Origin of the sequence: Marivirga arenosa, assembly GCF_030503895.2 — a bacterium.
In the GTDB taxonomy this organism is placed as follows: Bacteria; Bacteroidota; Bacteroidia; order Cytophagales; family Cyclobacteriaceae; genus Marivirga; species Marivirga arenosa.
In genome coordinates this window covers 3,866,295-3,879,454 of sequence record NZ_CP129970.2, presented here as the reverse complement: position 1 = coordinate 3,879,454, position 13,160 = coordinate 3,866,295, and the positions used below count along the sequence as shown (strand labels likewise).

Genomic DNA, 13,160 nt, shown 5'->3' with positions numbered 1-13,160 from the left:
CTTATTTGTGGCTGAATCAAAATTTTATTACTCATTTCAGCAAAAATTTAGAGTTTGGTTTACATAAAATATAATATTGAGTATATATATCCCTTCACAAGTTTGGATTTTAGATTCTAATTATTTCATTCAATTTGCTTTGAAAAAATATGAATAATCTTAATTTCTATAGATAATAACCCCATATTTGTAGTTTATTTATAACGGTTTAGCATATGCTCAAAGTAAATCTCACCATAGTCTTAGTTTTCTCTTTTTTCAACCTATTTGCGCAGTTCAACTTTGAACAAGTATTTCAGCAGCCACCAGCCCCGCAAGGTAATCCTGTATTTGATACTGTTGTAAAAGGGGCAACTGCATTTGCGGATGTGGATGGAGACTCTGATCAAGATGTACTGATTTCTGGACTGACTAGAGATTATGACGGAGATATACCTATCGCTAAATTGTATAGAAATGATGGAAGTGGTGTTTTCACAGAAATAACGGAGGCCCCTTTTGATGGAGTTGAAGAAAGTGCTGTGGCTTTTGCTGATGTAGATGGGGATTTAGATCAAGATGTTCTTATAGCTGGTTTAAATGCTAATGAGGAGAGAATTACAAAACTCTATATCAATGATGGGAATGCAGGTTTTTCTGAACAAATTGATACCCCGTTCGAAGGTGTAATGATTGCTGAAATTGCCTTTGAAGATGTAGATGAAGATTCAGATCAAGATGTTCTTATTACAGGATTAAATAGTGCAGATTTACCAGTTTCCATACTTTATATAAATGATGGTGAAGGTAACTTCAGTGAAGCAACTGAGGCGAGTTTCAGAGGAGTTCGAGCCGCGACTATAGCTTTTGCGGATATAAACGGAGATGAAAATATGGATGTCTTTATTTCAGGTTTCTCAGGACATGCAGGAAATTTTAATGGACCCGACATTTTTTTATATTATAGTGATGGGACTGGTGCTTTTACTGAAGTAGATGAAACGCCCTATTCAGCAGGCCCTTTTGAATTAGCTGATATTGATGGAGGCCCTTTTGATATAGCTGACATTGACGGGGATTCAGATCAGGATTTACTTATTTTCGGTGAAGAGTATTCTGGCACTCCGAATGTTAAACTATTTACTAATGACGGCAACGGAGTTTTTACTGAAGTAATGGAGACACCTTTTGAGCCTGCTTCAGGGGTTTTTGTTGAATTTATAGACATAGATCAAGATTCTGATCAGGATGTCCTGATTTCAGGAAACGGATATTTTTTACCTGAAAGATATACAAAAATTTATAGTAACGATGGAGATGGTATATTTACTGAAATTCCAGACACCGGTATTGAGGAATTTGTAAACCTTACAGTAGTAGGCTATGCTGATGTAAATGGGGATTCACTAGAAGATTTACTGATCTCAGGTATTGGTTTTGTTCACCTGTTTCTAAATAATGGCAACAGGGATTTTATCAGGTGTACAGGAACACCTTTTGAAAGGGTTACAAGCGGGTCAGTTGCACTGGCAGATGTGGATGGAGATACAGATAAGGATATACTTATTTTAGGTTATTTTGGATACAGTAGTAACAGAATAGCCAAACTTTACAGAAATATGAGCAACGGGAATTTTGAAGAAATACCTGACACTCCTTTTGATGGGTTAAAAGGGGCAATTTCCTTTGCAGATGTGGATGGAGACCACGATCAAGATGTCCTCATAGTAGGCTCAGACACAAAACTTTTTTATAATGATGGGAATGGAGTTTATACTGAAGTAATTGATACCCCTTTTGACCTCTTAAGAGGCCCTTTTGCATTTGCAGATATTGATAATGATAATGATCTTGATTTATTGGGTATGTATCCTGATGGTACTTATGATAGAACTGCAAAGTTATTTGAAAATAATGGTAGTGGTATTTTTACAGAAATAGAAAACACCATTTTTGATGCGGTTCAAGGAGGATCTGTAGAATTTGTAGATATAGATGGAGACCATGATCAAGATGTGCTCATTATAGGTTCTAATAATTCATCAACTAATATTACAAAATTCTATATGAATAACGGCAGTGGTGTTTTTACAAGATTATCTGATGGCTATGCAGCTGATGCTCCTTTCCAAGGTGTTCGCTATAGTGCTTATGCTTTTGCTGATGTTGACGGTGATCTAGATCAAGATGTACTTATAACAGGTAGAAATTATATAGGTGAAGAAACAGCTAATCTTTATATAAATCAAGGAGATGGTGTCTTTACAAAAGTTACTGACACTCCTTTTAAACCAGTGCAAGGCGGATCAATCGGCTTCGCAGATGTAGATGGCGATTCAGATCAGGATGTATATATTACAGGAGAAATTCAGGAGCTTTATACGACCTATGTTTCAAAACTCTATATAAATGATGGTATGGGGAATTTTACAGAAGTGCTTGAAACTCTTCCTTTTGAAGGATTCTCTCAATCTGTTGTCTTTTCAGATGTAGATGGTGATTTAGATCAAGATGTTTTTATGATAGGCAGTAGAGGAAAAGATAATCACGGAATTTCAAACCTATATTTAAGTACGTTAGATTTGATCCCTCCCACTATTGTATCTGATCCTCTAGTTAATGTCATAGAAAATGTTAAAACTTCAGTTTATACTGCAACGGCAGATGAGGATGTTACTTTTAGCCTAGGGACTAATAAGGACGAGCATTTATTTATCTTAAATACTGATGTGATTAGTTTTCTCACTGCCCCAGACTTTGAAAATGCCTTAGATAGTGATGGAGATAATGAGTATCTATTAGATATTACCGCCACGGATGCCTCTGGAAATGAAACTACTACGGAAGTAGTTATTGTAGTGACTGATTTGGATGATACCGCCCCGATATTTAGTTCTCCATTGAATGTTACAGTTGCAGAGAATATAGAGGCAAGTGTTTATACTGCCACGGCAGATGAGGATGTTACTTTTAGCCTAGGGGCTAATAAGGATGAGGATTTATTTAAGTTAAGCACTGATGCAATAAGTTTTCTAACTGCCCCAGACTTTGAAAATGCCTTAGATAGTGATGGAGATAATGAGTACCTACTAGATATTACCGCTACGGATGCCTCTGGAAATGCAACTACCTCGGAGGTAGCTATTGTAGTGACAGATGTAGACGAAATATCGCCAGTGTTTACCTCATCATCTAGTGTTACAGTTGCAGAGAATATAGAGGCAAGTGTTTATACTGCTATTGCAGATGAGGATGTTACCTTTAGCCTAGGAACCAGCAAGGATGAGGATTTATTTAAGTTAAGCACTGATGCAATAAGTTTTCTAACCTCTCCTGACTTTGAAAATGCCTTAGATAGTGATGGAGATAATGAGTACCTACTAGATATTACCGCTACGGATGCCTCTGGAAATGCAACTACCTCGGAGGTAGCTATTGTAGTGACAGATGTAGACGAAATATCGCCAGTGTTTACCTCATCATCTAGTGTTACAGTTGCAGAGAATATAGAGGCAAGTGTTTATACTGCTATTGCAGATGAGGATGTTACCTTTAGCCTAGGAACCAGCAAGGATGAGGATTTATTTAAGTTAAGCACTGATGCAATAAGTTTTCTAACCTCTCCTGACTTTGAAAATGCCTTAGATGGTGATGAAGATAATGAGTACCGACTGGATATCACTGCCACAGATGCCTCTGGAAATGCAACTACCATGGAAGTAGCTATTGTAGTGACAGATGCGGATGAAATCGCCCCAACGCTAACCTCACCATCTAGTGTTTCAGTGGAAGAGAATACAGAGGCAAGTGTTTATACTGCTATTGCAGATGAGGATGTTACCTTTAGTCTAGGAACCAGCAAGGATGAGGATTTATTCAAATTAAGCACTGATGCAATTAGTTTTCTAACTTCTCCTGACTTTGAAAATGCCTTAGATAGAGATGAAGATAATAAGTACCGACTGGATATCACTGCCACAGATGCCTCTGGAAATGCAACTACCATAGAAGTAGCTATTGTAGTGACAGATGTAGACGAAATATCGCCAGTGTTTACCTCGCCATCTAGTGTTTCAGTGGAAGAGAATATAGAGGAGAGTGTTTATACTGCTATTGCAGATGAGGATGTTACCTTTAGCCTAGGGAATAATAAGGACGAGGATTTATTCTCTATAAAAAGTGGAGAAATAAGCTTTCTAAGTGCTCCTGATTATGAACAGCCAATGGATAGAAATGAGGATAACGAGTATTTAGTAAATGTTATTGCCAAAGATGAAGCTGAAAACTCTGCTTTAATAGAAATCTCAATAAAAGTAATTGATGTTTTTGAAACAGTTGCTTCGACTACGAGTATTTCTAGATATAATATTTATCCAAATCCAGTGAGAACTTATCTTTTTATTAATGGGGAAATTGATGAAGATTCAAAAATAGTTGTTTCTAGCTTAAGTGGAAATGTAATAGGCGAATACAATTACGACACTAAAACAAGTTCAATTAACGTAGGTGACCTTAAAAGTGGTGTATATATACTTTCATTTGAATCTTTAGGTAAGACTTTGAATCATAGATTTGTTAAGAAGTAATGTATAATGAAATAAAAGAGTAGCATTATATTTTGAATTAAATTTACAGTCCTACTGAAGATGATGAAAGAGCTAAATGATAGAAAATGTTAAGTAATATGATTTGGTGTTCATAATTGATTTATGTAGAATATTTTACAATTTCTTATTGGTTTTACCTAAAACTAGGTAGTTATATTTTAATTGTTAAATAATTTTAAAGGTTACTGAAAAAGTTTTGAAACCTCTCAATTCACAATCGAGAGGTTTTTTTTATTTCTTTAAAAAATCAGGGTAAAAGGGATTGCTTTTTCTGTATTTAAATCCTTGAATTATTGATAGTATGGTAATTATAATAGCACAGGAAATAGCAGTATAGGATATAGCTTGAAAAGCTTCCCATTGTTCAACTGCTATGGCGATTAACGCCCAAACTGCTACCGCGTTAAATTCTCTCATAAATCTTGTATAAAGGAAATAAAGAAACAATATCGTAGTGATTAATATCATAATGATAGTCCAAACTTCTTCACTAAATAATGCACTAAAATTTTCAGTTTTTAAATAGGCAGCAATATTGGTAACAGTTGCCACCGTAATCCAACCTGCATATAAACTAATAGGCCACCAAACAAATCCGATGATTGATTTTGGAGCATCCCATTTTTCCATATTTAACTTTACAATGGCTACCATTAATGAGATTAAAATACCTAGCATGCAAAATACAGAAATTAGAAACTGCTCATTTAACCAAAACCATAACCAAGCTCCAGAAGCTACATTTGCCACAATTAACCATATTCCTTGTTGAGCTAATGTATCATTATATTTATTCCGGAACGCTTGAATTAGGTACCAAAAGGCATTAATTAAAAGACCTGTATAAATAATGCCCCAAATAGAAAAAGCATAACCAGCAGGTGTAAACAAGCTATTAATATCATCACTTAATTTTCCCATTTGGTTGCCATTAATAGCACCTGTACTCACAACATAATTCCAATAAATGATAAGAACAACAGATATTAAATTAAGTATTCCAATTAGTTTTTTCATGCTTAAAAAATTTATGGTTCAACAAATAAGAACTTTATATGTTATTATTGTTTAAATTATTTGTATCCAAAGTTAGAAGGTTAAATCTGTGTAAAATTTATTATTATTTTACTATTTTGTTAATTTAAACAAAGAAATTCAACTTTAGAATGATTACCTATAATGAATATTCGATTTAATCATTTCATAGTATTTAGTATATCGATAATAGGTTTAATAATTATGAGTTTGCCTAAATCGTTTTCTCAAAGTATTTCCGAATTAGAAGATTCAATCTATTTAAATCATTTGGATAGGAAAACTAGAATTAGGCTCTATAATTTATTAGCACGAGAGTATTCATTTGTTAATCAGGTAAAGTCAATTAATAATGCTGAGAAAGCATTAGTTTTATCTAAGGAAATAAATGATTCTGCAGGTATTGCAAGTGCTTACAGAATATTAGGAAGTATTTATTCACAGAATGATAATCACTTCCAAAGTTTGGAGTTCTTTCTACAAGCCTTAGATATATTTAAGAGTAGAAACGACTCCTTAGGAATTGCAAATGTATATGTTTCATTAGGGCATTATTACAAAAGACTTAAAAGAATAGAGGAGCAAATTGACTACCATGAAAAGTCTCTCATTATATTTAGAAGTCTTGGAAATAAGAGCAGAATTGGAGTAGCTACCCATAATTTGGCGGAATCTTATTTATTAGGTGGTGAGTTTGAAAAAAGTCGAGAATTGGTCAAAGAGTCAATTCAAATTAATTCTGATCTTAATAAATTATCAGTTTTATCCTCATGTTACAATATTTTAGGGAAATTAGAATATAAGATCGGAAATAAAGATTCTGCTATTATAAACTTTGAAAAAGTACTAGAGATATCTAAAAAACTAGGTGATAAGTCCCAAAAATTAGCTACAGTAGATGCACTTATAAACCTTTCAGATATCTATTATGAGTTAAATCAAAACCAACTGATGCTTGATTACCTAAAACAAGCAATCGAATATAGTAATTTAACATTATTAGATGATGAGCTTTCAGTTATTTACTTAAAACTCATAAAGTATTATGCAAATTCAGAACAATTCGATTCATTACAATTTTATTTATCTGAATTTCAAAGTATCAATACAAAAAGAAAAGATCTCCAACTGAATAATCAATTTGAATTAATAAAATCTGTTGAGGATTCTTATTATCTGCAAAAAGTGAATAATAAGCTCGAAAAATCAAATTTAATTCAAGCTACTAGGCTCCAGTTAGCCTATTTTGGAATCATTTCTGTACTGATTATTCTTATCATATTGGTTTGGTCCCTTTATATTAATATTAAAAAGAATAAAAAGTTGGCGAGACAGCAAATGATAATCCAGACTCAAAAGAATCATTTGGAGAAGCTAAATAACACTAAGAATAAGTTCTTTAGTATTGTAGCTCATGATCTTAAAAGCCCACTCAATTCATTAAAATCATTCACAGATATTTTATCTGATCATTTTGACAGCTTTTCTAAAGAGGATATCAAAAATTTTAGCAATGAGATTAAGACCTCAGTAGGTAATACCATTAAAATGGCTGATAATCTGATTAATTGGGCAAGAATACAAATGGAGGACGTTAGTGTAGATAAAATTACATTGAATGTAGCTGAAAGTGTTCAACCTATATATGCTCTTTATCGAAACATAGCTTCTAAAAAGGATATTGATTTAAAATTAGAAATAGGAGAAAACTTGAAAATTTGTGTGGATCAAAATCAGTTAGAATTTGTGATCAGGAATTTGCTAAATAACGCTATTAAATTTACCAAAAGGGGTGGAGTTATTAAGTTATCTGCTCAGGAATTAAATGATAAAGTAGAAATTATAGTAGAAGATAATGGTGTTGGAATGCCAGATCAAATAAAAGAAAATGTATTTAAATTAGAATCAAAACATAGTATTCGAGGTACCGAAGGTGAAACAGGTACAGGTTTAGGGCTAATGTTATGCCAAGAATTTGTGAATCTAAATGAAGGAGAATTATTAATTGATTCTGAGGAAAATAAAGGAACCACTATAAAGATAAGATTTGATAAAGCTTTATAGTGGTTCTATAATATTAATAAAGTACTCTAAACTTAATGGTGTTATCAATTGCTCTTAGCTCTTTAATTAAATCATCGGAATAAGCCTTTTCAATATCAGTAATAACATAACCAATCTTTTCATTTGTCTTTAAGTATTGCCCAGCAATATTAATCTCATGTTTGGCAAATAATTGATTGATCTTAGCGATGATACCAGGGACATTTTTATGTATATGTATTAATCTGTGCGCATTTTGTAACCTAGGTAAGGTTAAATTCGGAAAATTTACACTATTAGTGGTTGTTCCCGTATTGATATACTCCATGATTCTATTCGGTACAAAGTTGCCTATATTTTCCTGAGCCTCTTCTGTGCTTCCTCCGATATGTGGAGTTAAAATTGTGTTAGGTAGTCCTTTTAGTTCAGATTCAAATGGATCCTTATTACTCTTTGGTTCTTCAGGAAATACATCTACTGCACAACCTTTTATTTTGCCTGATTCTACATTGGTTTTCAATGCTTGAATATCTACTACATGGCCTCTACTTAGATTAATGAATATTACTCCCTCTTTCATTAATTCAAATTCCTTCTCACCAATAATATTTTTGTTTTCAGGCCTGCCATCTACATGTAAACTGATGATATCAGACGTTTCTAGTAATTCTCGAAGACTCCCCATCTTATTTGCATTCCCTAATGCTAGTTTTTCTTCTAAATCATAATAGCAAACATCTAACCCAATGCTTTCAGCAACTACAGAAAGCTGAGCTCCAATATTTCCATATCCAATGATACCCAATTTCTTTCCTCTAATCTCTTTACTACCTGTTGCCGATTTATCCCATTTTCCTTGGTGCATTAATACTGACTTATCAAAAATATTACGAGTAAGCATAATAATTTGACCGATGGCAAGCTCAACAACAGATCGTGTATTGCTAAATGGAGCATTAAATACAGCAATACCTTTTTCCTGAGCAGTTTCCAAATCAATTTGATTAGTACCAATGCAGAATGCTCCAATCGCCATTAATCTGTTGGCATTTTCCAACACTTTTGCGGTTACTTGAGTTTTCGATCGGATACCTAAAATAGAAACCCCTTTTATCTTTTCAGCTAATTCATCTTCATCTAATCCCGCAGGATATTCTTCAACAGTGAATCCTTCTTTCTCCAATAACTCAACGCCTTTATGATGAACGTTTTCAAGTAAAAGGACCTTAATTCGATTTTTAGGATATGAGAAAGCAGAATTAATCTTATTTTCAAAAAGTATTTCTTCTAAGGAAGGAGCGATATGATCAGCTTTCTCCATTACTTTTTCACGGCTGACATTTTCAGTAAATGCATAAAATTTATTGGCTAATCCTGCTGCTTTTATTTCGTAATCATTATGACCGTCACCAATTACATAAATATCACCATCAAGGTCTAGTTTTCTGATGATTTCTGCTTTACCGCCATCTCGTGATAAAGGATTTTCTTCATTAAAGCCATTTACCTTTCCCTGATCATCAAAAAGTAAATCGTTCGCAAAAATATGAGATTCTTTGATTCCTAATTCAGTAACAATAGGAGTGATGTATTCTTTAAATCCACTGGATATGACATAAACAGATTCAGCATATTTATTAAAAAAGTCTTTATTTCTTTCGAATGACTTTGAGACTTGCTTCTTTAATAAATCTATTAAAGGAGATAAATGCGCTTCATGAGCTTCTAATAATAATAATCTTTCTTTCAACGAGTCTCTAAATGAAATTTCACCATTCATTCCTAAATCAGTAAGCTCTTTTATCCTTTTTTCAGCAGCTTCTTTTTGAGGTAAGCCTTGAAGAGAAATAGTAGCCAATAGATCCATTGCTTCTACTCTAGTGAGGGTACTATCAAAATCTATGATGAAATATTTATCCATTGTATTTTAATTTTCTATTTTTCTGAGACTCAAAATTCGCAATATAATGTTGTATTTATATGCATCTATTTTATCTCATAATAATGTTATTTTAACTCAAACCGGTGAGTTTGATTGATATTATTTTATAAGTGTTTTTTCTAAACCAGATCGAATATGTAAATCTCTTTGAGGGAAAGGTATTTCGATATTGTGTTCTCCAAATTTCTTGAATATTGCGTAATATAATCTGCTTTTTAATACACTTGGTCTTTGGATGTAATCAGAAGTCCAAACTACCAGATTGAAGTCTAAAGAGCTATCCCCATAACCTGTAAACCACAAATCAGGTCCGGGATTATTAAGTACACCTACATCTTCTTTAGCAACTTCTAGAACCAATTTCTTAACAAATTCAGGGTCCTCATTATAAGATACACCGATTGGAAATTTAAAACGAACTCTTCTGTCGTTGTGACTCCAATTTATGACTTGGCTATTAATGAATTCTGAATTCGGAACAATAACCGAAATATTATCATTTGTAATCACTGTGGTGGACCGCATGGATATAGATTGCACATCGCCATTAATGTCTCCCACCTCAATTCTGTCTCCAACTTTAATTGGTCTTTCAAATAATATGATGATTCCGGAAATAAAATTGTTGGTCACATTTTGCAAACCAAAACCAATACCAACCCCTAAGGCACCGGCTAGAAGACCTAAGGTACTTAGATCAAAGCCAGCAGATTGGAAAATAGTAATAAATCCAATTACGATCACTAAATATCGAAATATAGTACCTATTGAGTTTGTTACGCCAATATCCTTTATGTAGCGATTTAAAACTTTATTTACCAATAGTTTACTTAATCTTTTAGAAATAAAAACTAGTAATACACTCGATATTATGATAAACAGTAAGGTGAGTAAAGTGAAATCAGAACCTTTGATATCGAATATTACAATATTTAATAAGTCGGTGAATTTTTTCCAGAAATCTTCAAAGCCTTTTTGAAATGCTTCCATAAACTATAAAATAATTACAATAGATATGAAAGTAATGGAAATGAGATGTAATAGGAAAATTATTACCGTTTAATTTAATCCCAGTCAAAGATTTTTTTATCAGTGATTATTTTAATTCATGGAATTAATAAAGAAGAGTCACCATAGGAAAGAAAGCGATAATCATGATCTAAAGCAGCATCGTATACTTTTTTCCAATCATCCCCAATAAAAGCGGAAATTAATAGAATCAGAGTTGATTCCGGTTGATGAAAATTAGTAATTAATCCGTTTACCACTTGAAATTCGTAGCCAGGGAAGATAAATATTTCAGTATCGCCATGAATACTTTCAATATTTTCCTCTTCCATATGATTTAAGATAGCCCGGAAACTTTCCTTTCTAGATGGAAGATGATCAAAACCAATCTCGTAAGGATAAAGCTTTTTGATATTAAACTCTTTTTTTGATTCTTTTATTAATTGAATACCATACCAATAGGCACTTTCTAATGTTCTAATTGAGGTAGTACCTACTGCAATGATTTGATCTTCAGTACTAGCTAAAAATTCAATGGTTGACTTTTCCATTTGAATTTGCTCACAATGCATATCATGCTCAATCACATTATCTGTTTTAATGGGCTGAAAAGTTCCAGCTCCTACGTGAAGTGTAAGCTCATGAATATTGTGTGATTTTTGTATTTGAGAGAGTATCTCATCAGTAAAATGTAAGCCTGCTGTAGGAGCTGCTACAGCACCTTCATTTTTTGAATAAACCGTTTGATATCTAGGCTTATCTTCCTCTGTGGCTGATCTATTCAAATAGGGTGGAAGAGGAGTACTTCCCATCATTTCAACTATTTCAACAAATGGAATAGTATCATTATCCCATTTAAATTGGATGAAGTTTTCTTCGTGATTATAATAAGAAGCAGTAACTTTCACTTTTCCATTTTTCGTTTCAAAAAAGCGTTCTAATTGATCTTTTTCTTTCCATCTTTTTCTGTTTCCAATCATACAATGCCATACACACTTTCCCTTTACGAGCATAGCTTGGGCAACTTCAGGAGTAGGCTCCACGGGTGATAACAGAAAGATTTCAACATTTGCCCCGCTTTGCTTTTTAAAATGAATGCGAGCAGGGATTACTTTCGTGTTGTTAAATATCAAACTACTATTTTTAGGTAGTAATTCTGTAATGTTATAAAAATGTTGATGAGTTATTTTCCCATTTAGATAATGTAGTAGTTGAGAATGATCTCTTTTCTCCAGAGGAAACTTAGCGATTCTATCATCTGGTAAATCATATTTGAACTTTGATAAATCAATTTGTGAAGCCTTCTCTAATAAACTCATTTCTAATTATTATGCTGTATAACTGAATACTATAATGCTTGTCTTAAAACAGGAAGGCAAAGATAATAGTCAATTATTTCAAAATCATTTTATTTAGCAAACAAAAGCTTTATAAATTAGCAGAAATCAATTCTCCAAATGAAAATCACAAGCGCATCTATTCAGCATCATACTTTACAATTTAAGTTTGAGGCAGGTACTTCAAGAGGGAAACTTCAAGAGAAAGATACCTGGTATTTAAAATTATATACTTCTTCTGGGTTGGTCGGAGTAGGGGAAGCAGGACCACTGAAGGGTTTAAGTATAGAAAAGCTGGATGAAATGGAACCTGAGCTAGAAAGAGTTTCGAATGCCTTAATCGGGCAAGAAATACCCACTAGCATAGAAGGAGTATTCGAGCTTGCAAAATCCATGTCTAGTGAAAGTTTTCCTTCCATTCAGTTTGCCATAGAATCAGCTTTGTTGGACGCCATGAATGGTGGAAACAAGATGATTTTTAACACTGATTTCTTTAAAGGGACAGAAAGAATTTCCATAAATGGATTGATTTGGATGGGATCAGAAGATTTCATGCAAAAACAAATTGAAGAAAAATTGAAAGCTGGTTTTGATTGCATTAAAATGAAGATTGGAGCCATTGATTTTGGAACAGAATATTCGTTACTACAATCTATTAGGAACCAATATTCAAAAGATGAAATCACCCTTAGAGTGGATGCTAATGGAGCTTTTAGTGATTCCGAAGCATTAGATAAGTTAAAGGAATTAGCTAAACTGGATTTACATTCTATTGAACAACCTATTAAAGCTGGTCAAATTGAAGAAATGACTAGCTTATGTAGAGAAACTCCCTTGCCAATTGCCTTAGATGAAGAATTGATTGGGATTAATATGAAAGAAGAAAAAAAGAGATTATTAACCCAAATACAACCACAATACATCATATTAAAACCTAGCTTGATAGGAGGTATTCATTCTACTATAGAATGGATTGAAATAGCTGAATCTTTAAATATTGGGTGGTGGATGACAAGCATGCTTGAATCTAATATTGGATTGAATGCAATCTGTCAGTTGGCATCTTATTTAAAAGTGAAGATGCCTCAGGGTTTGGGTACAGGTCAGTTGTATCATAATAATATTAACTCACCCATTACTATTGAAAAGGGAGAGACTTTCTATGACCGCTCTAAAGAATGGGGAAAGCTTTAAAACAAACAGTTTTTA

General features: G+C 33.1%; 7 protein-coding genes. 3 read left to right on the top strand and 4 right to left on the bottom strand.

The genetic code is table 11. The features are described 5' to 3' along the window. Nucleotides 1-215 precede the first annotated feature (215 nt). Entirely contained in the window at nucleotides 216-4,565 is a 4,350-nt protein-coding gene (locus QYS48_RS16845) for an FG-GAP-like repeat-containing protein (protein WP_308356950.1), read from the top strand. A gap of 252 nt (nucleotides 4,566-4,817) precedes the next feature. On the opposite strand, the gene QYS48_RS16840 is transcribed toward QYS48_RS16845, so the two are convergent. Beyond that, nucleotides 4,818-5,603, bottom strand: a complete 786-nt coding sequence (locus tag QYS48_RS16840; protein WP_308356949.1) for a hypothetical protein — start codon at nucleotides 5,601-5,603, stop codon at nucleotides 4,818-4,820. 222 nt (nucleotides 5,604-5,825) lie between these two features. Here QYS48_RS16840 and QYS48_RS16835 point away from each other — a divergent pair, with 222 nt between their 5' ends. Continuing rightward, nucleotides 5,826-7,685 carry a tetratricopeptide repeat-containing sensor histidine kinase gene (locus QYS48_RS16835; protein WP_308356948.1) on the top strand — a complete coding sequence of 620 codons (1,860 nt, stop codon included), beginning with the start codon at nucleotides 5,826-5,828 and terminating at the stop codon, nucleotides 7,683-7,685. 13 nt (nucleotides 7,686-7,698) lie between these two features. Here the strand turns inward: QYS48_RS16835 and serA are convergent, their stop codons facing one another. The 3 genes from serA to QYS48_RS16820 form a co-directional block, all read right to left on the bottom strand. Further along, nucleotides 7,699-9,585 (bottom strand): phosphoglycerate dehydrogenase, encoded by a 1,887-nt coding sequence (gene serA / locus QYS48_RS16830; protein ID WP_308356947.1) that lies wholly within the window; start codon nucleotides 9,583-9,585, stop codon nucleotides 7,699-7,701. 120 nt (nucleotides 9,586-9,705) lie between these two features. After that, nucleotides 9,706-10,596, bottom strand: a complete 891-nt coding sequence (locus QYS48_RS16825; RefSeq protein WP_308356946.1) for a mechanosensitive ion channel domain-containing protein — start codon at nucleotides 10,594-10,596, stop codon at nucleotides 9,706-9,708. Between the two features lie 116 nt (nucleotides 10,597-10,712). Then, nucleotides 10,713-11,933, bottom strand: a complete 1,221-nt coding sequence (locus tag QYS48_RS16820; protein ID WP_308356945.1) for an S-adenosylmethionine:tRNA ribosyltransferase-isomerase — start codon at nucleotides 11,931-11,933, stop codon at nucleotides 10,713-10,715. Nucleotides 11,934-12,071: 138 nt separating this feature from the next. On the opposite strand from QYS48_RS16820, the gene QYS48_RS16815 reads away from it, so the two are divergent. Next, nucleotides 12,072-13,145: an enolase C-terminal domain-like protein gene (locus tag QYS48_RS16815; RefSeq protein ID WP_308356944.1), complete on the top strand. Its 1,074-nt coding sequence runs from the start codon at nucleotides 12,072-12,074 to the stop codon at nucleotides 13,143-13,145. Nucleotides 13,146-13,160 lie beyond the last annotated feature (15 nt).